This window comes from Cupriavidus sp. FW305-F7, assembly GCF_058782875.1.
This window is the reverse complement of sequence record NZ_JBYSYC010000016.1, coordinates 1-23,151: the sequence shown is the minus strand read 5'-3', so window position 1 is coordinate 23,151 and position 23,151 is coordinate 1. Positions and strand designations below refer to the sequence as shown.

Annotated in this window: 17 protein-coding genes; 7 read left to right on the top strand and 10 right to left on the bottom strand. The window is 65.6% G+C overall.

The annotated features are described in order from the left end of the window. Window positions 1–469 precede the first annotated feature (469 nt). The 4 genes from AC3WL8_RS16660 (at window position 470) to AC3WL8_RS16645 (ending at window position 6,143) form a co-directional block, all read left to right on the top strand. Entirely contained in the window at window positions 470–1,636 is a 1,167-nt protein-coding gene (locus AC3WL8_RS16660) for a polysaccharide biosynthesis/export family protein (protein ID WP_211979519.1), read from the top strand. 11 nt (window positions 1,637–1,647) lie between these two features. Continuing rightward, window positions 1,648–2,121 carry a low molecular weight protein-tyrosine-phosphatase gene (locus AC3WL8_RS16655; protein ID WP_013951738.1) on the top strand — a complete coding sequence of 158 codons (474 nt, stop codon included), beginning with the start codon at window positions 1,648–1,650 and terminating at the stop codon, window positions 2,119–2,121. Next, window positions 2,118–4,349, top strand: coding sequence for a polysaccharide biosynthesis tyrosine autokinase (locus AC3WL8_RS16650; protein WP_211979518.1), 2,232 nt, complete (start codon window positions 2,118–2,120; stop codon window positions 4,347–4,349). Before AC3WL8_RS16655 ends, AC3WL8_RS16650 begins: the two co-directional genes overlap by 4 nt. A 171-nt stretch (window positions 4,350–4,520) precedes the next feature. Next, window positions 4,521–6,143, top strand: coding sequence for a glycosyl hydrolase family 28-related protein (locus tag AC3WL8_RS16645; protein ID WP_436224513.1), 1,623 nt, complete (start codon window positions 4,521–4,523; stop codon window positions 6,141–6,143). A 120-nt stretch (window positions 6,144–6,263) separates the two neighbouring features. Here the strand turns inward: AC3WL8_RS16645 and AC3WL8_RS16640 are convergent, their stop codons facing one another. From AC3WL8_RS16640 to AC3WL8_RS16615, 6 genes are all read right to left on the bottom strand, one after another. After that, window positions 6,264–8,699, bottom strand: a complete 2,436-nt coding sequence (locus AC3WL8_RS16640; RefSeq protein WP_211979517.1) for a polysaccharide biosynthesis tyrosine autokinase — start codon at window positions 8,697–8,699, stop codon at window positions 6,264–6,266. Between the two features lie 78 nt (window positions 8,700–8,777). Continuing rightward, window positions 8,778–9,500: a Crp/Fnr family transcriptional regulator gene (locus AC3WL8_RS16635; protein ID WP_013951734.1), complete on the bottom strand. Its 723-nt coding sequence runs from the start codon at window positions 9,498–9,500 to the stop codon at window positions 8,778–8,780. A gap of 510 nt (window positions 9,501–10,010) precedes the next feature. Further along, window positions 10,011–10,976 carry a DUF1839 family protein gene (locus AC3WL8_RS16630; RefSeq protein WP_013951733.1) on the bottom strand — a complete coding sequence of 322 codons (966 nt, stop codon included), beginning with the start codon at window positions 10,974–10,976 and terminating at the stop codon, window positions 10,011–10,013. 664 nt (window positions 10,977–11,640) lie between these two features. Beyond that, the gene (locus tag AC3WL8_RS16625; RefSeq protein ID WP_013951732.1) at window positions 11,641–11,955 is read right to left on the bottom strand and encodes a hypothetical protein; all 315 of its coding nucleotides are present in this window, start codon (window positions 11,953–11,955) and stop codon (window positions 11,641–11,643) included. Between the two features lie 123 nt (window positions 11,956–12,078). Then, window positions 12,079–12,537, bottom strand: a complete 459-nt coding sequence (locus AC3WL8_RS16620; RefSeq protein ID WP_013951731.1) for a response regulator transcription factor — start codon at window positions 12,535–12,537, stop codon at window positions 12,079–12,081. 283 nt (window positions 12,538–12,820) lie between these two features. Further along, on the bottom strand, window positions 12,821–13,678 hold the full coding sequence (locus AC3WL8_RS16615) for a helix-turn-helix transcriptional regulator (protein ID WP_013951730.1): 858 nt from the start codon (window positions 13,676–13,678) through the stop codon (window positions 12,821–12,823). A gap of 499 nt (window positions 13,679–14,177) precedes the next feature. Between AC3WL8_RS16615 and AC3WL8_RS16610 the strand changes: the two genes are divergently transcribed. Beyond that, window positions 14,178–15,761 (top strand): phage integrase family protein, encoded by a 1,584-nt coding sequence (locus tag AC3WL8_RS16610; RefSeq protein WP_492378459.1) that lies wholly within the window; start codon window positions 14,178–14,180, stop codon window positions 15,759–15,761. A 51-nt stretch (window positions 15,762–15,812) separates the two neighbouring features. Here AC3WL8_RS16610 and AC3WL8_RS16605 read toward each other — a convergent pair whose 3' ends face one another. Together AC3WL8_RS16605 and AC3WL8_RS16600 are read right to left on the bottom strand one after the other, a co-directional pair. Further along, window positions 15,813–16,826 carry a ParB/RepB/Spo0J family partition protein gene (locus tag AC3WL8_RS16605; protein WP_013951728.1) on the bottom strand — a complete coding sequence of 338 codons (1,014 nt, stop codon included), beginning with the start codon at window positions 16,824–16,826 and terminating at the stop codon, window positions 15,813–15,815. A gap of 2 nt (window positions 16,827–16,828) precedes the next feature. Beyond that, on the bottom strand, window positions 16,829–17,488 hold the full coding sequence (locus tag AC3WL8_RS16600; RefSeq protein ID WP_010811147.1) for an AAA family ATPase: 660 nt from the start codon (window positions 17,486–17,488) through the stop codon (window positions 16,829–16,831). A 377-nt stretch (window positions 17,489–17,865) separates the two neighbouring features. Between AC3WL8_RS16600 and AC3WL8_RS16595 the strand changes: the two genes are divergently transcribed. Further along, complete coding sequence (locus tag AC3WL8_RS16595; protein WP_006159056.1) at window positions 17,866–18,069, top strand: cold-shock protein; 204 nt, start codon at window positions 17,866–17,868, stop codon at window positions 18,067–18,069. 177 nt (window positions 18,070–18,246) lie between these two features. Here the strand turns inward: AC3WL8_RS16595 and AC3WL8_RS16590 are convergent, their stop codons facing one another. Then, window positions 18,247–19,341, bottom strand: coding sequence for a replication protein RepA (locus AC3WL8_RS16590; protein ID WP_013951727.1), 1,095 nt, complete (start codon window positions 19,339–19,341; stop codon window positions 18,247–18,249). 1,654 nt (window positions 19,342–20,995) lie between these two features. Continuing rightward, entirely contained in the window at window positions 20,996–21,199 is a 204-nt protein-coding gene (locus tag AC3WL8_RS16585; RefSeq protein WP_010811149.1) for a cold-shock protein, read from the bottom strand. A 419-nt stretch (window positions 21,200–21,618) separates the two neighbouring features. On the opposite strand from AC3WL8_RS16585, the gene AC3WL8_RS16580 reads away from it, so the two are divergent. After that, window positions 21,619–22,995: an NCS2 family permease gene (locus AC3WL8_RS16580; RefSeq protein WP_153954305.1), complete on the top strand. Its 1,377-nt coding sequence runs from the start codon at window positions 21,619–21,621 to the stop codon at window positions 22,993–22,995. The last annotated feature ends 156 nt before the right edge of the window (window positions 22,996–23,151 follow it).

The following is a 23,151-nucleotide window of genomic DNA, read 5'->3' as shown; positions in this document are numbered from 1 at the left end:
CTCCGCTTCGTTCTGATGACGCCTCCCGGCACTGAACCTCAGTCGCCGCGGCTGCGCCTGGCGCTGCCACCCGGTTGACCGGGCGCTTGCACCGATTCTAAGTATTCTGCCCCCCAGCAACCGCGCTCACTGTTGCCCCCCGCACACTGCGGGGCGCCCCGTCAGGGCTGCCCCCATGGCCGTGGCCTATGCTCCATTCGCTGACCAGACATGCAGCCGTGCCGGCTGTGTGTTCCCGCAGACTACAGCCTGGCCGTGGCGGCACCATCATCCAGATGGCCGTCTCCTCCTGATGGAGGAGGGGAACCGCCGTCCGTGCCGTGCTGCTTTCGGTCGTGCCGTAGTCGGTGCTCTCGCTTGAAAGCAATGTGTGTCAGCGCACCGAGACTTTCAGCCGGCATTCCTACGATTAATGCATCGTGGGTGAAGTACCGGCCTGGTTGCCTGCCCGCTTCGCGAGGAGATCGCCGTGAGATCAATCTACAGCTGTGCCATCCAGCGCTCCAACCAGCCGCGGCGCCGCGGCCCTGCGGCGTCGCTGCTGCCTCTCCTGACCAGTGCACTGCTGACGGCATGCGCCGCCTCCCCCGGCATGGTTTTCGACAGCAACGCACCGGTCAAGGCGGTCGGGCCCAACGCGACCACCACCGTGACGCCGATCACGCTCGATCTGGTGCGCCAACTGCGCCACAAGATCAAGCCCGCCAATGAGCGCGTCGAAGAGCTGTATGCCCCGGCGCAGCCTTACCGGATCGGCCCGGGCGACATCATTTCAGTGGTGGTCTGGGACCACCCCGAACTGGTCTTCCCAACCCAGACCTACAGCCCCGGCGCGAGCTTCGAAATTCCCGCATCGACCGGTGGCTCCAACCTGCCCGGCTACGTGGTGAGCGCACAGGGAGACATCCAGTTTCCCTATGCCGGCTCGCTCAAGGTCGCTGGCAAGACCGCCAACCAGGTGCGCGACGAAACCGCCCGCATCCTCTCCCGCGTGGTGCGCAATCCACAAATGACCGTGCGCGTGCTGGGCTTCCGCAGCCAGCGCGTCTATGTCGACGGCGAAGTGCGTACGCCCGGCATGCTCGCCATCGACGATGCGCCGATGACGCTGGTCGAGGCGCTCAACCGTGCCGGCGGCGTGCTGAACCTGACCGGCGACAACAGCCGCATACGCGTGACGCGCGGCGAGCGCAGCTGGTACGTCAATATCCCGGCCTTGCTGGCAAGGGGCACCGATCCGGCCCGCATCATGCTGCGCTCCGGTGACATCGTGCGCGTGGAGCAGCGCGAGGACAACAAGATCTTCGTGACCGGCGAGGTGGGGAAACCGACATCGCTGCTGATGCGCAATGGCCGCATGACGCTGAACGAGGCGCTCGGTGACGCCGGTGGCGTGAACCCGGGCACGGCCAACGCGGAGCAGATCTTCGTCATCCGCAAAGCGCCCAACGGCGAACCCTCGGTGTTCCACCTGGACGGCACTTCGCCGGCGGCGCTGGCCATTGCCGAAGGCTTTGAGCTGGAGCCGAAAGACGTGGTCTATGTCGACGCCCGCGACCTGGTTCGCTGGAGCCGCGTGATGAGCCTGCTGCTGCCGTCCACGTCGCTGATCGGCACTGCGGCAGGGATCAAGTGAGTGAAACAGGCATGCCCAGAACCATCCTCGTTGTCTGCCTCGGCAATATCTGCCGCAGCCCGATGGCGGCAGTGCTGCTCAACCGCGCCCTGCCCGGTTTCGACGTGACGTCGGCCGGGCTCGCGCCGCCTGTCGGCGCCGCGGCCGATCCGCGCGCCGTGCGCTTGCTGGCCCACGAGGGTTGCGACCTCGCCGGCCACCGGGCACGCGCGGTCGATAGCGTCCTGGTGGAATCCGCCGACCTGGTACTGGTCATGGAGAGCCTCCAGCGGGAAGCGCTCGAACAGCGCTTCCCGCAGTCGCGCGGCAAGACGTTCCGGCTTTGCGAAGGCATGGATCTCGACGTGCCCGACCCGTACGGCAGTTCGCAGCAGATGTTCAGCATTGTCCTGGAGATGATCAAGCAGGGAATCTTGTCCTGGTCGTCGCAACTGGAACAGGAACACGCCATTGCGTCGATTGACAGCCACAGGGAGGCGACATGAGAACGATAACCAACCGAGATGACGCGATCGAGGAAGCCGCAGACCAGGACAAGTCTGTCGACCTGACCGCCTACCTCGACATTCTGGTCCGCTACCGTTGGACGTTCTGCGGCGTCGCCATCTTCGTCGTCACGCTGGGCCTGCTCTACGCCATGGTGGCCTCGCCGGTCTACCGCACCGACATCGTGGTCCAGGTGGAAGAGAGCAATGGCGGAGGTGCCAGCAAGCTGGCCACGTCGATATCGCCGGTGCTGGACATCAAGCCGGCGGCTACGGCGGAAATGGAGCTGCTGCGTTCGCGCATGGTGGTGGGCAAGGCCGTGGCATCCCTGCATCTGGATGTCGAGGCGCAGCCGCGCTACTTTCCGTTGATCGGGCAGACCATCGCGCACTTCAAGCGCGAACTGTCCAACCCGGGCCTGTTCGGCTGGGGTGGCTATGCCTGGGGCAGCGAATCGATTGCGGTCAAGGAGCTGGAGGTGCCGGAATCGATGGAAGACCGCAGGATCGACCTGACCGCGACCGGCAACGGCGGTTATTCGGTGTCGTTCAATGGCGGCGACGCCAGGGCCAGCGGCAAGGTCGGCGCGCCCCTGTCGATCGCCACGCCGGCCGGCGCCGTCCGCCTGCTGGTGAGCCAGCTCGACGCACGCCCCGGCGCCAGGTTCGAACTGCGCCGGCTGCCACGCAGCACCGCCATCGCACGCCTGCAGGGCAAGCTCGTGATCACCGAGCGCGGCAGGCAAAGCGGCGTGATCGGCATCTCGCTGGAAGGCGACGACCCTGCGATGGTGGCGGCCACGCTCAACGAGATCGGCAACGCGTATGTCGAACAGAACGTGCTGCGCAAGGCTGCCGAAGCGGAGAAGTCGCTGGCCTTCCTGGAACAGCAAATGCCTCAGCTCAAGCAGCAGGTCGAGACCTCAGAGAACCGCTACAACGCCATGCGCAACCAGCGCGGCACGGTTGACCTGCCCGAGGAATCCAAACTGATGCTGAACCAGTCGGTCCAGCTCCAGACCAAGCTGCAAGAGCTTCGGCAGAAGCGGCAGGAGCTGGACGCGCGCTTCATGCCCAACCACCCTATCATTTCCCTGATCGACGCCCAGATCGCCAGCGTCAACGCCCAGATCAACGGCCTGGCGGGCCGCATCCAGAAGCTGCCTGACGTCGAGCAGAACGTGCTGCGCCTGATGCGCGACGTAAAGGTCAGCACCGAAATGCTGCAGTCCCTGCTGAACGATGTGCAGCAGCTCAGGCTGATGAAGGCCAGCAAGGTGGGCAACTCGCGCCTGGTCGACGCGGCGGAAGTGCCGCTCGGCCCGATCCGCCCGAACCGCGAGGTGATTGCCACGCTGGCGGTCGTGCTCGGCCTGATCGCCGGCCTGGCTGCGGTGGTGCTGCGCCATGCCTTCAACGGCGGCGTCGCGGACGCCGACGAGATCGAGCGCAGGACGGGCCTGGTGGTCTACACCACGATCCCCTTCGCCCCGCAGGAAGCGCAGACGCGGGACGCCGCAAGCGGTGGCGGCTTGCTGGTACGCGAGCAGCCGGACGATCCCGCCGTGGAGACGCTGCGCAGTTTCCGCACCGCCCTGCAGTTCGCGCTGGCCGGCAACAAGAACCGGACCGTGGTCATCACGGGTCCGGCGCCCGGCGTCGGCAAGTCCTTTATCTGCGCGAACTTCTCGGCGATCGCCGCCAGCGGCCGGCGTGTGCTGCTGATTGACGCCGACCTGCGGCGCGGATCGCTGCATCGCCGCTTTGGCGCCCAGCGCACGCCCGGGCTCACTGAACTGTTGCTGGGCGCGCCGTTCGAACAGGTCGTGCAGAGAGAGGTCGCGCCCGGCCTGGACTTCATCTCGACCGGGAGCGAGCCGCCGCATGCGGCGGATGTCCTGCTCAGCCCCGCCATGGAGAACTTGCTCGACACACTCACCAAGCGCTACGACCTGGTCCTGATCGACACCCCGCCCATCCTGGCCGCCACCGACGCCGGCATCCTGGCGGGCAAGGCTGCGGCGGTCTTCCTGGTGGCGCTCGCCGAGAAGACCACCGTGAACGAACTGCAGGCATCGTATCGGGCCCTCAAACAGAGCGGGGCGGACGTCAAGGGTGTGCTGCTCAACGGCCTGCGCATCGAGGGGCGCTGGTACCGGGCGCATTACTACTTCGGCAAATACCGTTACCTTGGCGAGTACAGCGCCAAGCCGCCAAAGCGGGCCTGAGGAAGCTCAGCCGGCATTGACCACGACCAACGAAGTAGAAATACGTAGGACTCCGGACTATCGCCGGCATGCAAGCCCTCCGTCCGCTACCGGACCGGAGGGCTTGCCATGTGAAGTCGTGACAGCTACTGGCAAATACCGCCGGGTCAGCCAGCGGTCATTCAGGGGGACATGATGTCTGCTCCGCACAAGCGAAAGAAATCGAAGCGCCTCTGGCCGTCAGTCTCCGCTGTCGCCTGTTCTTCGTTCCTGCTGCTTCCGAGCTACGCGCAGGCCGGATCCCGGGCGACAAGCGGGAGTGCGAATGAGACCCGGCAAGGTTCCGGCAACCCATCGGGCGCAGGCGCGGCAGACGCCGCGGCCACGAAGCCTTCCGGACGCGCGGATCCCTGCCCCCTCCTGAGCGCCGAGAAACAGGCTTATCCCGGCGCCACCGTGAGGTCCATCACCTCCTACGGGGCCAGGGGAGATGGCGTCACGGATGAATATCTGGCCTTCCAGATGATGGCGGCGGATATTTCCAATCAACGGTTTACCAGGCGCCAGATCGTATATTTCCCCAAGGGCACCTACTACATCGATCGCTACGCCGTCACCCGCGGTCCCTGGACGAACCATAACCAGAATATCCGGCTGCTGAAAGCCAGCAACTTCAGCCTGATCGGCTGCACCGGGTCCGTGGTTTCCTTCAAGGGGAACTTCACCATCACCAACGACCACTTCTCTGGCCGATCATGGTATTCGGCCAGGCACCAGCTCGGGTTCGAGATCAGGAACGCCAGCAACTTCAGGATCTCGGGCCTGGAGCTCAACGGCAACGTCGACAAGCTGTCGCGGCCGCCCTCGGCGAATGGCAAGCCCCTGAGTGAAACGCCTTCCTTCGGCATCCAGACGCACGCGAGTTCCAACTATGAACTCAGCCACCTGAAGATCCATCACTTTGCCTGCGATGGCCTGTTCATCGGCGGCGACTTCACCGCCGATCTCAATGGCACCATCCACGCGGTGGATTCGTACAACAATGCCCGTCAGGGCATGAGCATCATGCAGGCAAGATCCTTCCGCATCACAAACTCCTCATTCCGCAACACGGGCCTGACCGACGGGGCCTACCCTACCCACGCGCCCGCCGCCGGGGTGGATATCGAGCCAGACGGGACGCCGGCCGACGGCGTGACCGCAAGAACCGGAGACATGGTCTTCGATGCCTGCCGCTTCGTGAACAACAAAGGCTCGCAGTTCGTCGGCGGCGACAATGGCCGCAACACCGAGAACGTCACCATCCGGAATTCGGAATTCGTCGGCCGGGCCGGGAACAAGCACCCTTACGTGATCATCCTGTCGGCGCCCGGAGCCGTCATTGAAAACAATCAGATCGATACCATCGACGGCGGTGTTTATCCCTCTTTCTCGGAAGGCATTGGCGACATGAAGGCAGTGAATACGATCGTCAGGGGAAACACCATCAGGAGCAGTGGCGTCGGGCTCCAGGCGGCCGATGCGGGGGCAAGCGTCGTGATCGAAAACAACACCTTCATCAGCACGCACGGGCCTGACTACCGCGACGATTTTCCCAATATCAGGGCCGGGGTTGCCAGCTTCTCAGGCAACAAGCTTTCCTATCCGCACAAGAACTTCGGCTCCAGATCGGTGGTCGGCATCATCAAGGCAGCCACGTTCATGAACAACTCGATCACGACGGACCTGACCGGTGGCAACTACACCATCAAGGTGGGCGCCGGTGCCGATGCTGCAAACAACGTCGTTGGTGCCCATATCCTGCTCGCGCCATAGCGGCCTCGCGCCGGCGCGCTGACCTGACTTGCACGCCATCGCGTTGCCGCCGCGGCCCATTCCTGCGGCAGGACACTAACGGACCGCACGCAGAAATGGGTACGGCCGACGTCCTGCCGCTCAGGATTGCCCGGGCGCTTCTGACTTTGCCAGCGCCGGATGCCTGAGCTGTGGCGGCGGCAGGGGCATGCCCAGATAGGGATTGATGGTGTTGAAGTCCGCCCGGTTGCTGCGCCGGGGCATAACACCGTTGAGGATGCCGCCGGCCAGCCGCGCATTGGCATGCGCCAGGCGCTTGAGTGTTTCGTCGACCTGCGCCGTCGCCGTGACATCGGCGCGCACCACCACCAGCGTGGAACCGGCCAGGTTGGCCACCAGCGTGGCATCGGCCACCGCCATCACTGGCGGCGTGTCCACCAGCACCAGGTCGAAGCGCCCCGCGCACAGCCGCAGGGATTCAGCCAGCGCGGGCAGCATCAGCAGCTCGGACGGATTCGCAGGCACCGCGCCGCGGCTGAGCAGGAACAGGCCGTTGACCACGCTCGGCTTGACCGCGTCGGCGATCGCGCTGCGGCCCGCAAGCACTTCTGCCAGCCCTGGTTCGGCAGGCAGGTCGAACCAGTCCGCCACGCGGCCGCGGCGCAGGTCCGCGTCGACAAGCAGCACGCGCTGGCCGGCTTCAGCGAACAGCACCGCCAGGTTGACCGCGGCGAAGGTCTTGCCGGCGGCGGCGGCGGGGCTGGTCACCGCAACCACGCAGTTGGGCGCATCACGCAACGCGAAATGCAGCGCCGCCCGCAGCGTGCGCAGGCCTTCCACGGCGAGCGAATGCGGGGCGCGCCGCGCCAGCAGGAACTGGTCGTGCAGGCCCTGGCGCAGCAGCCGTTCGGCGCGCGCGCGCTCGTCCTCGGGGGCGGCCGCCGTGGCGGCGTCGATCACGCTGGTGACAGAGTCGGGCCAGCCGAGGCGCACATTGGGCGGCAGCACAAAGCCGGAGGCGATGCCCAGGCGGCGCTTGGCATCGACCAGCCGTTCCAGCTCGGTCTGCTCGTTGCTGAAGGCGATATCGCCCAGCATGGCCATGCCCAGGCGCTCTTCGGCATCGGCGGCGCTGGCTACCGACGGGCGCATGCGCTGGCGCAGGTTGACCGCGGCCACGCCCAGGCACAGGCCGAGCAAGGCGCCGGCGGAAGCGAACGGCCACGCGCCGAGACCGACCGGTGTGACCGGCGCGATTGCGGCATCGACCACGCGCATCTGGGTGGAGCTGTCGGACAGCATCAGCGACAGCTGCTCGACCTTGCTGCGCAAGGACATGTACATGTCCTCGGCCACCTTGACGTCGCGCGTGAGCGCCACCGATTCGCGCTCTGAGGCCGACAGGGTCTGCATGCGCGCGTCGATCTCCGCGCGCTCGCGAGTCATCTGCTGGATCTGGCTGTCGACGGTGCGGACCTCGTTGGCCTCGGGCGTGAAGCGCTGGAGCAGCCGCGTGCGCTCAAGCCTGAGCGCTGCGATCTGGCGCTGGTACTCCATGCTGTTGCTGAGGAACGACTGCGCGTCGCGGCTGGGCTGCAGCGAACCCGTGCGCGCGCGGTAGCGCGTGAGCGCCTCTTCGGCGCGCGTGAGTTCGCTCTGCACGCGCGGCAGCTCGCCCGACAGGAACGCGAGCGTGCCGGCCGCGTCCTGGCGGCGCTTGTCGGTCTGGCCGTCGATATAGGCGCGCGTCACCCCGTTGACGAGTTGGGCGGCAAGCTGGCGGTCCGGGTATTCCCAGCTCACGCGTACGGTGCCGCCCGGCGCGGTCAGGGGGTCGGCCGCGCCGCCCAGGCTCGCCGCGGTTTCGCTGCGTTCGCTTTCCACCGTGAGCCCGCGGCGCACGGACTCGGCGGTGCGGGCCAGGTCGTGCCGCGTGAGCTGGAAGCGCGTACCGGGCCCGGCCTCGATCTTGTCCACGCGCAGCACAATGCCGTTGGCCATCGCGGTCTCGCCGGCCTGCCCTTCGAGCAGCACGGTGTCCTGCTGGCTCAGGCGGTAGCGGCCCTCGCCGCGCACCTCGAGCGTGAGCTGCTGGTCTACCAGCGCCTCGGGCACGGTCATGCTGGCGATCACCAGGCGCTCGCCCCCCCAGGCATAGCCCAGGCTGGCGGGCCAGGTGCCGCGCGGCTGGCCGGGTGTGGAAAAGCGCTGGACCAGCGCGCCCACCAGCGGCGCACGCAGCGGCTGCGCGGTGATATCGAGCCGCAGCCGCTCCACCACCGGACCGACCACGGCGCGGCTCTTGAGCAGGCCCGCGTCGAAGGCCGCCGGGCCCTGCATCTGGGCGACGCTGCGCATGCCGCCATCGCGCCCCTCGACCTGCACCAGTGCCTGCGCGCGATACTGCGGCGGCGCCGACAGCGCCACCAGCAAGCCTGCGGCCGCACCGGCCACGCCAGCCGCGGCGATCCAGCCGAGGTGGTCCATCAGCGCGCGCGCCTGCGTGACGCCCGGCTGGGCATCACGGCGCGGGGTGGCGCTCTCTGCCGGGCCACCGGCATATGACAGTCTGCTCACGAGTACAGCTCCTCAAATGGGATCGGCGCGGCGTATGCACGCCGCGCTTCGCAGGCCACGCGCGCCGGAGCGTGCCGCTCAGGCGCTGGCCAGCGCGGGCAGCAGGCGGTCATACTCGCGCTTGACGAGCTTGTAGCACTCGCAAGAATGCTTCTCCAGCCCACAGCGGTCGAGCACGGTGATATGGCCGCGGCTGTGGTGGATCAGGCCCAGGTCTTCCAGCTTGCCGGCTGCTTCGGTCACGCCTTCGCGGCGCACGCCGAGCATGTTGGCGATGACCTGCTGGGTGATCACCAGCTCATTGGAGCTGAGCCGGTCGATGGCAAGCAGCAGCCAGCGGCACAGTTGCTTGTTCAGGGAGTGGTGGCGGTTGCAGGCCGCGGTCTGTGCGATCTGCGTAAGCATGGCCTGCACGTACAGCAGCGTCACGCGCTGCAGCGTGGGCAGGCGCGGCAGCTCGCCGCGCAGCAGGCGGGCGGGAATGCGATAGGCCATGCCGGGGCTGCGCACCTCCACCCGGCTTGGCATGGTGTCGCCGCCGGTGACCACGGGGATGCCGACCAGCCCTTCGTTGCCGACCGCGGCAATCTCGACCGTCGCGCCGTCCTCGAGCAGCGACAGCAGCGACACCACCGCGGTGGTCGGGAAATAGACGTGGACGATGCGTTGGCCGGAATCAGTCAGGAGTTCACCGGCGCGCAGACGGACCAGCTCGAAGTGCTGCGCCAGCGTCTCCCACTCGCCGCGCGGCAGTGCGCTGAGCAGGTGATTGACATGCAGATCCGATCGATGCGTAATCATTTTCGTACCCCCTGTCCAATCCCGTGTGCGGGAACAATGCTCTGCCGGCCTGGCTCGGCATGACTGCTATCCGAGAACCGGCTGGCTGCGCCACCGACCCAGATGCGGCGCTCTTTGCAAGCCAGTGCCTCTATTTAGCGTCATGGCAGCGCGCTCCGACAGTAGGCGAACGGCTGGGAAACGGTCATCCATCGGGAGGTTGGACGGAAAGGCGAGAGTGAAGCGGGCGCTGACAAAGGCACCATGCGCCCGCGGCGGCTGCGATGTCTGCCGCCGCCGCGCGAGGCGAGGCGGCCCCGCGGCTGGAAGCAGTTCCGGGCTAGTCAGCCACGGCAGGCACGCAAGGCTGGATACATGGCATGCCCTCCGCTGTCGGCATGAGATGCGGGCTATCGTGCAAAAGGCGGATGCACCGGGTTGCCGCCGGCGCCGGATCAAACCGGTTCTGTGCCGCGCGCCAGAGGCGGCACGCAGGCCACCGGTTGCCCGCCGCAGGCTCGATCAGCCGGCTCATGGCGTGAACTCGCCGAAATGCGCGGCCAGCAACGGCACACTGGCCAGGTATGAGGCTTCGAGCTGGTCCAGGCAGTCTTCACAAGGGTCCGGCTTGCGGCTGATGACCGCGCGCATCAGGCGGAACTGCATCACCATCGCCTCCGATGCCATGGTGTAGCAGGCTTGCGCCGCCTTCTCAGGCACCTCCTGCCCGTGCATCACCAGCCAGCGCAGGTAGCGCGCCAGCAGCTCGAAATTGGCGCCCAGCTGGCGCAGCACGCCCGACGCGTAGTGGTGAAAGCCCGGCTCGCCGCGCGCCATCAGCCGCTCGAGATGCTGGGGAAACACCGCGCGAAACAGGGTGACGGGGTTCTCGCGCGGACGGTTGCTCAGGTGAAAGCGCAGCAATGCCAGCGAGGCCTCGAGCAGCGTCTCGGCAGCGTGCGGGTGCCCGTTGCGGCGGACCACGTCGGCATGCATGAAGGGGAGCGCCTCGGCACTGCGCACGCCCGGTGCCAGGCGAATGATGGCGGCGTAGTCCTCGCCGGTCGCGGTGTGGTAGCCGTCGGAGTGGTAGTAGCCGACCGCGCCGGCCTCCGGGATCAGCACATCGATGGCAATGCAGGTGGGCGTGCAATGGCGCAGGTAGCCGGCGCCGCGCGGTGGCGGCAGCTGGCTGCTGTCCAGCTCCATCACGACGATATGGCCGCGCGAGGTCTGTGCCGCGACGTGCGACTCGAGTGAGTCGTAGAACGCCAGCGCGTGCACGGTGAGGCCGTACAGCCGCTCCAGGTCGGCATCCGGAAAGCGGCACTGCGTGAAGTGGTCGGCCTCGAAGTCCTGCCGCACCGCGCAGGCCAGTGCCGCGACCGGCGGCAGGTCCAGCCCGTGCAGCAGTTCGATCCAAAGGTCGATATGGCAGTTGACGTGCGACCACACCGGATTGCCGCCGCGCAACCCCGGTCCGCCCCGTCCACGCATCCTGGTGTCGCCGTGCACTAGTGACCTCCGCGCCTGCCCTGCCGTTTCATGAGCGGGTACGGACGGCCCATGCCGGGCCCGCGCGCGTGCCTGACGTGCGATACGGCAGGCCGAGCGCTGACACCAGTCATTTCCGTCTCCCCCTGAACCCGAGCCAGATTCTTGCTGCCATTGGCCGTAATGGCGATCTTGGCGCGCGCGGTTCAGGCCAGTCTGTTGGACGGCGCACAAACAGGCAGGCAGTTCAGGGGCACTCAGCCGCAAATATGCGCGCATGGTGCTTCTGGTTGATGGAGGAGGGCGAGCCGATTGGTTATCGTCAAGGAGACGTGTGGGCGGGCAGTATGGCCCGCACGCCTTCAAAGCCCGCATGGTCCCCCGGTCGGCGGGCTTCTTTTTTGGCTCGCCGGCTAGTGTCCTGTTCCGCAAATGCCTTGCCATGAAATCGCCCAGTTGCCCGCCATGCGTCGTTGCTCGTCGTTGCCATGGCTACGGCTATGGCGCCTCCTCGCGCCTAGCCTGACGGCCAACTGGACGATTTCATTTTGGTAAGCGATCTACGGAACAGGACACTAGCTGCGCGATCACGAAGGGAATGGCACAGTGGCACCCGGCGAGGCCGCCGGGTGCCACTGTGCATGATGCTCGCGGGATGCCTGCAGGCTCAGGCTACGAGTGGCGGCGGCACGCGATGCCGATGCTGAGCAATGATCAGCGCCCTCAGGCTTTCCACACGCAGACGCGCTTCGCGCTCGCCGGCCGCGCGGGCCGCGTCGGCGGCGGCCAGCTCGCAGTCAAACTGACGCCCGTGCAGCTCACCGCGGTAGAGCAGCGGCTCATCGCTGCCCTCATTGGCACCCGCGTGGCACCCATCGTCCAGGCTGGCAGCCAGCCTGATCTCAAAGCAGCACGCCCACTTGCCTCTGCCTTCGCGCACAGCAAAGCCGCGAACGACGAGGAATTCCAGTCCGGCCTCCATATGACCCCCTTACTTCCCCGGGGCGGCCTGCCTGCAAACTGGGCTGGCTTCTGCCTCCGGGCGAATCAAGCATAGGCAATCGGGTGCGATGCGCACTCCTCCGGTGGATGTAGGTCTGCTCGCTCAAAGGAGGGAGGCGGTCGTCCCGTTGGCGCCCGTCAGTGACAGCGCCATGCGCGGAAAGCACTGGCCGCCGGCCCAGACCAGCGCGGTGGCTGCGCAGACCAGTTCGAGCGGAGCCGGCAGCAGGAGACACCCGCTGGCACCGAGCAGCGCGGCATGCAGCATCAGCGTGGCATCGAGGCGATCGGACAGCACCAGCCAGCGCCGTGGCGCCAGGCGTGCCTGCAGCTGGTCCAGCAACGCACGCGGGTCGCCCTCCAGCGCGCTGCAGTCGATCAGCGCAATATCGGCCGGGTCCGGCGACGGCTCCGATGACGAGGCCTGCGTCGATGCGCTCATGGATTCATGCAGCCACTGCGGCGTGCGCCACGTGATCGGCTGCGGCACGTCCAGTGCGTTCAGGCGACGCGCCAGGACACGGCACATCATTTCATTGCTGGCGATGAGGTAGGTCGGCATTGACTCGGTCTGGCAGCGGACCCGGGCCGCAGATGCGCTTGCCACCCGGTCGGGATCCGGGCCGCGGCGCGGCCCGCCTTGCAGGGCATCAGAGCAGCGCCGGCCGCCGGCAAAAGTGTCTGCAGATGCCTTTCATCACAAGGTAGCAAGCCGCCGCCGCCATTGCCTCATGCTTTTGGCCGAGAGCCGCGCGCAATAAGGATGAGGCGCGGCCGGCCCGGAGCGCTCTGGCGCCACGCGCTGATCCGCGCCTGCCCCCCTTGGAACCCCGCGCCGCCACCAGTCATGCAGCCTGGCAGGTGTGGTCGGGCGCCGGCACGCGGGTCACCGGATTGGCGGGCGTGGCGGGCCCGGCCCAGTTGAGCGTGGCACCCTTCTGCAGGGCAACGTAGACGGCTTCGCCTTTGTTGCGCACGTGCAGGCGCTGGTACAGCGTGCAGGCATGCGTCTTCGCGGTGGCCACCGAGATATTCAGCATGCGGCTGACCGTCTTGATGGGATAGCCCCGCGCCAGCAGCGCAAGCACTTCATACTGACGTTCGGTGATGTTCAGCAGGTGCGCGCCGGCCGACGGGGTTTCGTGGTACGTCGCATGCGCCTGGAAATGGCGCTGGGGCGCGGGCACCGCGTGGTCGAGCACGGCTTCGCCGATGCCTGCGCGCAGCGCCACAACCCGGGCCTCGCCCTGCCCTGCGCTGCCTGCCACCGGGGCATGGCCGGCTTCGAGTTCCGGTTGCCAGGCGTGGCTGCCCTGGGCACGCGCCGGGAAACACTCGCCGCCGGCCAGCACCAGCCGCACCGCCGCATCGAGCGCATCCGCGCTGCAGCTCTTGGCCACGCAACCGCGCACCGGGTCAGGCAAGCCCGCATCCGGCAGCGATGGTGCCGCCTGATCGCTCAGGACCAGCACGCGCTGCGGGCGTAGCCGCTGGCACAGGTCCTCCAGCATGGTCCAGCCGCCGGCGTGGTCGGCAGGCAGACCATAGATCAGCAGGTCGGCATCGTACAGCCACAAATCCGAATCGACAGGGGCGAGGGGATCGATATCGATCAGGTCACCAGGAATGTGTGCTTGGGCCAGCAGATGGCGCAGACCCAGGCGCAGGAGGGGGTGAGGCTCGATCAAGAGGATGGTGGCCATGGCCGCTCTCTTATTATTGCGGCAAGTACGGACCCTGCGACAATCCGCGCTTGCTTGTCGGAAATGCTCCGCTATCTTGCGGTTGCAGTTCCATACGATCCGCCATCGCTCCAGACCGCCTTGCAGCCTTCCCGTCTGGCTGCAGGTCCGTCCTTCCCGTGGAGATACCGGATCGCCCCGTTTTGCGTGTTAACACGCTTATGTAGAAACAGTCTTAGATGCGACTGAAGTCTGATCTAAGTATTTATAACTCCTGACCTGCAGCATATGAAACGCGTAGGGCGAATGCAAGGTGATGGTGCGCTGCGGCGGGTTTTCCCCGAGCACTGCCTGACGCCAGCATACGGATCGCACAAGGCCAGCGGGGATGACTTTCCAGTGAAAACACGCATAAAATTATCGGCATTGTATTTCGCTATGCATTTTGGGGCCGATGAATTCTCGCTCGCTTCAAGTGCCTTATAAATCAAGAAGTTAGCCATTCAGCGCATACGTGCCCATGATTCCTGGAATGATGACGGTCAGCCTCACCCGCAGCGAATTTGCGGCGGTGCGCGCCTATGTCCAGGGCATGCCGGCGGCCATGGTGGTGCCCCGCTACCTGGCCGACGAAACCGATGACGACGAAGACGGGGCCGAGTCTTCACTGCGGATCCTGCTTGCCCTGCGCGACCGGATGGTCCAGCTTGCGCACCTGCATGGCCGGGGAGACCTGGCCGAACTGCTGCTGGCCGGCCCCGGCCGCTCCAACCGCGGCATGGACCGCCGGGTGGACGCGCTGGCCGAGCTCGAACGGCTGGGCACGGCGGCGCCGCGCCCCCAGCATGGCGTGGAGTTGTGGTTTGCTCCGGCTTTGGCCCGGCGCCTGCGCAAAGCCGAAATTGTGACGCTTAATACTCTTTTCGCGCTCGCGAACCAACGCGGCGGCGCTTGGTGGCGAGCCGTCCCGCGCATTGGCGCGCTGGCCGGCGCGGCCGTCAACCGCTGGCTCAGCGAGAACCGCGCCGCCTTCCGGGACCCGGACGGCAAGCCGCTGCTGGGCGCGCATATCGGCAACCGCACTTTGGTCGAGCAAGGCGGGCTGGGGCCAGGGATGCGCCAGCCGTTGCCGCTCGAATGGATGACCGCGTCGCCCGCGTTGGACCTTGACGCCAGTTGCCCGTACAGCCAGGGCCTGGACGTGGTCCAGGCCTGGCTGCGCGATGCCGCCGGCGACAGCGGCAGCACGTTTTCGGCCTACCGCAAGGAGGCGGAACGCTTGCTGCTCTGGGCAGCGCTGGAGCGTCGCAAGGGCCTGTCCCAGCTCGATCTGGACGACCGCCGGGCCTACCTGGGCTTCCTGGCACAGCCCGAACCGGCCAGCCGCTGGTGCGGACCGCGCGCACCGCGCCACCTGGCCGCATGGCGTCCGTTCACCGGCCCGCTTAGTCCGGCAAGCGTGCGGCACAGCATGCGGGTGCTGGCCGCCCTCTTCCGCTGGATGCATGCCAACGGGTACCCCGGCGCAGCGCTCTGGCCAGCGCAGGTCTCGGACGGTACCGAAGCAATGGCGGCAACTGCGGCGGCGCGGCCGGACGCCACGCAGGTTCCCGCAGCCAGCCTGGCCCCCTTCCTGTCATGGCTGGAACGCCGGGGAGGCGACGGCGATGGCCAGCGCTACCGGACGGCCCATGCGGCAATCCTGCTGTTGCGGGAACACCGGCTCAGCCTGGACCGGCTGACCTCGGTCACGCGGCGTTCACTGGCCCCGAAGCAGCCGCCTGTGCGGAGCCGGGAAGACGGTATGGGAAGCGCTGCGCCAGACGGAACGCCTGGCTTTGGCCCGGCCACGCAGCACGCACTGGCCCGGCATTGGCGTGACCGCAATCTCCAGTGGGATGGCGCGGGCACCGAAGACGCCTCGCTGATCGCTCCACCCGCCGCGCCGCCGACCCGGCGCGCGCAGCGCAAGCTGGCGGCATTGCCCCAGGCCGGCTACTCGGTGCGCGGCCTTCACGCCCTGCTGTCCAGCATGCTTGAGCGCTACCGCAAGACCTGTGATCCGGAGTTTGGAGCGCGGTCGCCGCGCGACCTGCTCGCCTGAGCTCTGCGGCGGCAGTACTGCCGCCGCAGCATCATGACTTGCCTGTCCGGCTCAGAGCAGCGTCTTGTCCAGCCCGAAGCGGGCCTTCAGGGCCTCGACCAGCGCCTCGCGGGCACTGCGGTCGCTCAGCTGCACGTCCAGCATCACGCGTCCCGAGTCCCATTCCTTGATGGTGCCCAGCAACTGGCCGCTGTCGGTCCGGATCTTGTATTGCCGGCTGATTTCCTTGACCTTACGCGCCTTGCCCTCCTGCGCATGCTTGCGGATGGCTTCAACCTCGCGGCTCGACAGGCCGTCATTGATGATGCGCGCCGCCAGGTCGCGCGTGCGCTCCTCGCCCGCCAGCTTGCAGTAGAGCGTCAGCTCATAGCCCGCGGCGATGCCGATCGCGCTCGGGCGCTCGCGCATCACGCCCAGCACGGACTCGGGCAGGCGCAGCAGCGCCAGCGTCTTGTTCACGGTGCCGGCCGAGATGCCGGTCAGCTCGCAAATTTCCTCTTCCTTCTGGACCTTGCCCTCGTCCAGCAGCTGGCGCCAGGCGATCGCATTGTCCAGCGCCGACTGGTCCGAGCGTTGCTCGTTGAGCATGAACGACAGCCGGTAGAAGTCCAGGTCGCTCAGGTCGTCTTCGACAAAACATTCCATCTCGAGCTTGCCGGCGGAGGCCAGGGCTCGCTTGCGGTAATGACCGTCGATCAGGATGTAATGGCCGGAGCGCGCCGGGTCGGGCGCGGCCAGGCCGGGTGTCTTCTGGCCGTGCGTGGCGATGGATGCCGCCCGCTCCTGCACCACGGCCGGATCGTAGAGGCGCCGAGCGTTGAGGGGATTGTCGTGCAGTTGCGCCAGCGGGATTCTGATCAGCTGCCGGCCCTTGGCGGCTTCGCCGAGACTTTCAGCGCTGAAAACGGGCGTGCCATCGGCTCCCCTGCCCTGCAGCAAGCCGTTCGGATGCTGGGAAATGGCCGCTTCCGCGCGTGCGAAGCGGTCCAGCGTTTCGTTGCGGTTCTTTTCGGCCGCCATGCCGGCCAGCATGCCAGCCTTAAGGCTCTTCAGTTTGGTAGCCATGCCTAGTGCTCAATCAAAGACAGTATTTCGTCGACCATCATGTCGACCTCCTGCACCGCCTCACGTGCGCCGGCAACGCCATGCACGGTGCAGCCGATCGCCTGGCATTCCCGGAATGCCGAGCGCGACCCAATCATCGAATTCAACAACGGTACGTCGCCGTCGTCGCCAAGGATTTCAATAGCCTGGCGCGCGATCGAGACGCGGCGCTGGACCATATTGGCCATCACGCGGATCAGCAAGGATTCATTCTGGACCTGGGCGTGTTGCGCCAGCGTCTTGGCCGCTACCGCAGCCCACAGATCCGGCGGCGAAGGCACCACCGGGATAATGGCAAGATCGGAAATCAGCAGCGCGCTCGATGGCGCTGCCGAATGCACCGCCGGCGGGCAATCCACGACGATATAGTCATAATCCTGGACGAACTTGCGGACCTCGCGGTGCATGGCGCCGCCCGAGGGCGCCAGGCCGATCACGGAAGCCGGGAAAGGCCGCTCGTCGCTGGCCTGCGCCGCCCATCGGGTGGCGGTGCCTTGCTCGTCCATGTCGACCAGCATCGAGCGGGCGCCGCGCAGGCCGAGCGTGCCGGCAAGGTGCATGCTGACCGTGGTCTTGCCGCAACCGCCTTTCTGGTTAAAGACTGTGATGATTTTGGCTGGCACTGCGACCTCTCTTTCAGCGCTGAAAGCGCGGTTGATTCTTAAGGCGCAACTGTAGCCAAAACCAGGTGATGCTTCAACCGTTTTTCAAATTTACAAAATATATGTTACCGCCACTGGGAGCACCGGCCGCCATTTGGCAGCCGGAATCAGGCCGGACCGTAAAATTGCTTGAAAAGTAGGCCGGAATGTGCCTAAAGTATCTGTAGTGCGCATTACGCCGCACATGACACCGCAATCCAAAGTGGTTATGATGCGCGCTACAGTCGAGTCAAGTCGTGTCAACCTCGTCGGCTTCCGTTCGGTATCTACGAGAACTCAACGTGCTTGAACGGTTGTTTGCGTTGTGTACAAGAACTTGCTTCGAAAAGGAAATTCCTATGGCAACCGGTACGGTCAAGTGGTTCAACGAGACCAAGGGCTTTGGCTTCATTACCCCGGACGACGGTGGTGCAGACCTGTTCGCGCACTTCTCGGAAATCCAGGGCTCGGGCTTCAAGACCCTGAAGGATGGGCAGCGCGTGACGTTTGAAGTCAAGCAAGGTCCGAAGGGCCTGCAGGCTTCGGCAATCAAGCCGGCCTGACCAGCCTCGGCTGACCCGCCCGTTGCGGACCCGTCCGCGGCGGGCAAACCAAAAAAGGCAAGCGTTCAATGCTTGCCTTTTCTGCATTCAGGGGGCGGGCATGGTGGAGGCCTTCCGCTGCTGCCGTCCCGAGAGCGCGCGCAATGGCGGGCGCGGCCCGGGCCGGTAGTCAGGAGATCAGCCCAGCTTGCGTACGCTGGTCCGGGAGGGCTGCAGGATCAGCGCCTTGGACGAATCCGCATCGACCTTGGCACCGGGGTACACCACCAGCACATCCTTCAGGGCTTTGCGGAACAGCGCGCGGAACTTGCGCTCGCTTTCGGTCTCGGTGCCGAACTGCATCTGCAGTGCTTCCCACGGGATTTCCGTGCGGCGCTGGATCGTAAAGAAGCGATAGGTCAGCCACGAATACACGTCCAGCGCGAACGGCGACTGCTTCAGCGCTTTCAGGGCGCGCATGTCCACCGGCACCGGACGGTTGACCAGCTCGTTGAAGAACGGCTCGGACAGCACCACGAAGCTCTCGAACATGGACCCCTGGCCGGGCTGCATCGGGTCCCACCAGGTCGACAGTTGGTCGGCCAGCAGGTAGCCCACCCGGTCGATCGACAGCGGCTCGTGGTTGGGGTTCTGGTTCTGGCTCGGCGTCGACTTGTTCTGCACGATGGCAATGGTGGCCGAGAACAGGCGGATCATCTGCTGTCGCACCAGCGTCATGGTGCCGCGCTTGCCGCCGGTGGCCATCGGAATACCGAGGTTGTACATGAACTCGGACAGCGAATTGCCCAGCGAAATGCGCCGGTCCTCTACCGTGCCGGTGAATTCGCCGCGCTTTTTCTTCGCCATGATCTCCTTGCCGATCCAGGCCAGCATCAGCCGCGGATAGGAGCCATAGGGGTAGCCCAGCGAAACGGTCTCGGACACCAGCTTCTGGCGGCCGTTGGCGGCACGCTCGGAGCGTTGCTGCGTGAAGTAGCCAGGCTGGATCATCAGCGAGATATTGCCGCTGGTGCGGGTCCATACCGGCGGCGCGCCCTTGGGCGCGCGGTAGGGCAGCGTCACCTGAACGCTGGCGCGGCTCAGGAAGCCGACTTCGCCGCTTTGCCAGGCGTCTTCACGCTCCATGGCCTGCGCTTCGTCGAACAGACGCTGGAATTTCTCGGACGGAACCAGGTTGTTCTCGTTGCCGGGAACAATGATGCGGGAGGGTTCGGCGTCCAGGTCGAGGACGCGTCGATCCCCCGTGGTGGCCGGGGAGCGTTTGATGGGCATATTGGCGAGCTTCAGATTACCCGCCTTTGTACTCGAAGCCGCAAAGGTTGTCACGCAGAAACAGGTACGCAAAGCCTTTGCCCTGCTCGCCTGTTTTCTGCCAGTTGGGGATCTCACGATTGGTCGCATGGTGGCGGACGGTGGGCAACCCGCCAGGGTTGTCCACGGTTCGCCAGCCATCCACTACCAGTAAACGATACCGATACGGGTTAACTACTTGTAAACCGTATACGTGAAGTTCAGGGCCTTGATTCCTAAGGGAAAAAGCAACTCCACCGAACCCGATTCTGCGGACAAGCGTACTCGATTCTGCGAAATGCCGAACCCATATCTGCGGCGAGCCGAACCTGTATCTGCGGGTGGCGCGAACTGGTTTCTGCGGGGATAACTCGCTGGTTCCACAGCCTTTTCCACAGCGGCTACCCCACAAACCGTACCCGTTTCTGCGAGCGAGCGCCGGGTATACGCAGTTTACGGGTGTTTTGAGTCTTCCTTCCCCAGAAAAGCACCGCCAGGGCCCGGTTATCCACGCAGAAACAGGTTCACTTGCCGATCTGCCGCCGGGCGCTTTGCACGCCATGCGTACCCGATTCTGCGTTCCGAAGCCTGAAACCGTACCTGTTTCTGCGCTGGCCTGAAAAACGACCGCCGTGCTGGCGCAGCGTACCTGTTTCTGCGGCGTACCCATTTCTGCGTCCCGCCTCGGGAGTCTTGTGCGCGGCGAAGCGTACCTGTTTCTGCGTGCCTGCCACCGGACTTCCTCGGCCCAGCGTACCCGTTTCTGCGCAGACTTCTGGGGTTGCGCCAGCGGAATTGCCACCCAGTTTCCATTGTACATGAGCGCTGCACAAAAAGCTAGCGCTTACACTCAATGTATACGTGACAAACTCGCCAAGGTGCGTGCCGTACCCGTTTCTGCGCAGACATGCCATGGTTGCCGCGGCGCGACCTGGTGGCCATCCGCCTCGCATCTTTGGGGGCGTACCCGTTTCTGCGTGCCATGACGTTGTGCACCTGCTCCCGCCGGCGTACCTGTTTCTGCGTTGGGTGCGGGCAGCCTCAGGCCTTCAGGTGGCTAGTGCGTTGCAGCATCCGCCGTACCCGTTTCTGCGTCGTCGGCCCGGTCCCGTTTTGTGGATATGTCGGCGGAATGCGGGAGCAGACAAGCGCTGCCATCGACCGAATCAAATGTGAAAGAAAAATCCAGGCGTACCCGTTTCTGCGTGCCAGAAGGCCTCTGGAAAGGCCACATCCGCCGCAGGGCGTACCTGTTTCTGCGTACGGCGCTGCACAGCGCGAGTTAGCCCGGCAGGCCGACCGTACCCATTTCTGCGACGTCCACGGGCAGCCTTGGACTTCGTGCGGCGCAGCAGGGCGTACCCGATTCTGCGTGGGGCGAGAGGCAGGGTGGTGAGCGGGATGGCGTGCCGCGCAAGGCCAGGAGTGCTGGCTGTCGGCCGCATCGGCGGGCGGGAGCAAGAGCGGGGCGCCGGCCGGCGATCGGGGCAGGCGGGAGCGGGGCGGGCCGGGGTGTGATGAAGGTGGCGCAGGTAGCGCCGCCAGTGGCGCTACCTGCGTCTGAAAACAAAAAACCCCGCCATCGGGCGGGGTTCTATGCTGTTCGGCGCGCACGGGGCGCGCCGGCAGTCAACGCTTACAGCGGGGTGATGTTCGCGGCCTGCAGGCCCTTCGGGCCATTCTTGACTTCGAACTGCACGCGCTGGTTTTCCTGCAGCGACTTGAAGCCGTCGGCGCGGATTTCCGAGAAATGGGCGAAGAGGTCGTCACCACCCGCGTCCGGCTTGATGAAGCCGAAGCCCTTGGCGTCGTTGAACCACTTGACGATACCGGTTTGCATGATTTGCTTTCCAGAAAAAGGACAAAAAACATCGCATGACGAAAACGTCATCCGACACGGGGAACTCAAGGAAAGGACACCATGGACAACCGAAGTACCAGACGGTGGCTAACGAATGAACTGTTGCCTCGTCGCTTGAATCTAGGCGGCTTTATACGGGGGATTGCCGCAAGCGTCAAGCTGGGGACGCCCCGGAATGCGCCGGTTGCGGCGCTGGCTTCCGCGGTGTGCGCTGTGGGATCATCACGCCTTTTGCATATCGCTTATTCGCCTGTGCCATGGCGAAGCGGGGCTGACCTGCACCAGAGTACGCCTGCCGCACAGCGGGGCGTCGCAGGCTGCGTCAGGCCGAAGCCAGCCACCGGCGGCCGCGCCGTCCTTGTCGCTGCGCACACGATAACGATATCAGGAGACCAGTCATGTCGATGCCGGAACCCGCTTCCAAGCCGGGCACGTCAACCGCCAATCCGCCGCACGGCCAGCCCCAGGCCGCGCCTTCGCTGATCGAGCGCCTGTTCAGGCTGCGCGAACACCAGACCGATGTGCGCACCGAGATTCTCGCCGGCGTCACCACCTTCCTGACGATGGCGTACATCATCTTCGTCAACCCGTCGATCCTGGGCGATGCGGGCATGCCGAAAGACGCGGTGTTCGTCGCCACGTGCCTGGCCGCGGCGATCGGCACGCTGATCATGGGTTTCTACGCGAACTACCCGATCGCGATGGCGCCGGGCATGGGCCTGAACGCGTACTTTGCCTATACGGTGGTGAAGGGCATGGGCTTTGCGTGGGAGGCGGCGCTCGGCGCGGTCTTTATCTCCGGCTGCCTGTTCCTGCTGGTGACGCTGTTCCGCGTGCGCGAGTTGATCGTCAACGGCATTCCGCATTCGATCCGCGTGGCGATCACCGCGGGCATCGGCCTGTTCCTGGCGATTGTCGCGCTGAAGAACGCCGGCATCGTCACCGCCAGCCCGGCCACGCTGGTGACCATCGGCGATCTGCACCAGCCTTCGGCGGTGCTGGCGATCATCGGCTTCTTCGTGATCGTGGCACTGGACCACCTGCGGGTGAAGGGCGCGATCCTGATCGGCATCCTGCTGACCACGCTGCTGAGCTTTGCGTTTGCCGGCAACACCTTCCACGGCGTGTTCTCCGCGCCGCCGGCGCTCAGCCCGACGCTGTTCAAGCTCGATATCTCCGCCGCGCTGTCGATCGGCATCATCAACGTGGTGCTGGTGTTCTTCCTGGTGGAACTGTTCGACGCCACCGGCACGCTGATGGGCGTGGCCAACCGCGCGGGCCTGCTCAAGGCCGGGAAAATGGACCGGCTGAACAAGGCGTTGATGTCCGACAGCACCGCGATCATGGCGGGCTCGTTCCTCGGTACGTCTTCCACCACGGCGTATATCGAAAGCGCGTCCGGCGTGCAGGCGGGCGGGCGCACCGGACTGACGGCGGTGACGGTGGCCGTGCTGTTTCTCGCGGCGTTGTTCATCGCGCCGCTGGCCGGCACGGTGCCGGCCTATGCCACTGCGCCGGCGTTGCTGTATGTGTCCTGCCTGATGTTGCGCGAGCTGCTGGAGGTCGACTGGAATGACGTCACCGAAGTCGTGCCCGCGGTGATGACCGCGCTTGGCATGCCGTTCACGTACTCGGTCGCCAACGGCGTTGCGTTCGGCTTTATCAGCTACGCGGCGCTCAAGCTGCTGACTGGCCGCGCCCGCAGCGTGCCCGTGATGGTGTGGATCATCGCGGCGGTGTTCATCTTCAAGTTCTACTACCTGCCAGGGCATTGAGCGTGCCAGCCGGCATGGGATGAAAAAAGGGCGGCCAGGGCCTAATGCCGTTCAGTTAAGGTCCTTTCTGAGGAACCGGACGGTGTAGCGCTTAGGCAGGGCTTTGACCACGCGGGGGCACTTACGCCCCCGTCGTTTTTGGACGATCGCCAACTG

Excerpts from the sequence above, each read along its gene's own strand:
- AC3WL8_RS16595 (WP_006159056.1), top strand. The coding sequence starts at position 17,866 with ATGGCAACCGGTACGGTCAAGTGGTTCAACGAGACCAAGGGCTTTGGC.
- AC3WL8_RS16625 (WP_013951732.1), bottom strand. The coding sequence starts at position 11,955 with ATGGAGGCCGGACTGGAATTCCTCGTCGTTCGCGGCTTTGCTGTGCGC.
- AC3WL8_RS16605 (WP_013951728.1), bottom strand. The coding sequence starts at position 16,826 with ATGGCTACCAAACTGAAGAGCCTTAAGGCTGGCATGCTGGCCGGCATG.
- AC3WL8_RS16630 (WP_013951733.1), bottom strand. The coding sequence starts at position 10,976 with ATGCGTGGACGGGGCGGACCGGGGTTGCGCGGCGGCAATCCGGTGTGG.
- AC3WL8_RS16655 (WP_013951738.1), top strand. The coding sequence starts at position 1,648 with ATGCCCAGAACCATCCTCGTTGTCTGCCTCGGCAATATCTGCCGCAGC.
- AC3WL8_RS16610 (WP_492378459.1), top strand. The coding sequence starts at position 14,178 with ATGATTCCTGGAATGATGACGGTCAGCCTCACCCGCAGCGAATTTGCG.
- AC3WL8_RS16585 (WP_010811149.1), bottom strand. The coding sequence starts at position 21,199 with ATGCAAACCGGTATCGTCAAGTGGTTCAACGACGCCAAGGGCTTCGGC.
- AC3WL8_RS16650 (WP_211979518.1), top strand. The coding sequence starts at position 2,118 with ATGAGAACGATAACCAACCGAGATGACGCGATCGAGGAAGCCGCAGAC.
- AC3WL8_RS16645 (WP_436224513.1), top strand. The coding sequence starts at position 4,521 with ATGATGTCTGCTCCGCACAAGCGAAAGAAATCGAAGCGCCTCTGGCCG.
- AC3WL8_RS16620 (WP_013951731.1), bottom strand. The coding sequence starts at position 12,537 with ATGCCGACCTACCTCATCGCCAGCAATGAAATGATGTGCCGTGTCCTG.
- AC3WL8_RS16615 (WP_013951730.1), bottom strand. The coding sequence starts at position 13,678 with ATGGCCACCATCCTCTTGATCGAGCCTCACCCCCTCCTGCGCCTGGGT.
- AC3WL8_RS16580 (WP_153954305.1), top strand. The coding sequence starts at position 21,619 with ATGTCGATGCCGGAACCCGCTTCCAAGCCGGGCACGTCAACCGCCAAT.
- AC3WL8_RS16635 (WP_013951734.1), bottom strand. The coding sequence starts at position 9,500 with ATGATTACGCATCGATCGGATCTGCATGTCAATCACCTGCTCAGCGCA.
- AC3WL8_RS16590 (WP_013951727.1), bottom strand. The coding sequence starts at position 19,341 with ATGCCCATCAAACGCTCCCCGGCCACCACGGGGGATCGACGCGTCCTC.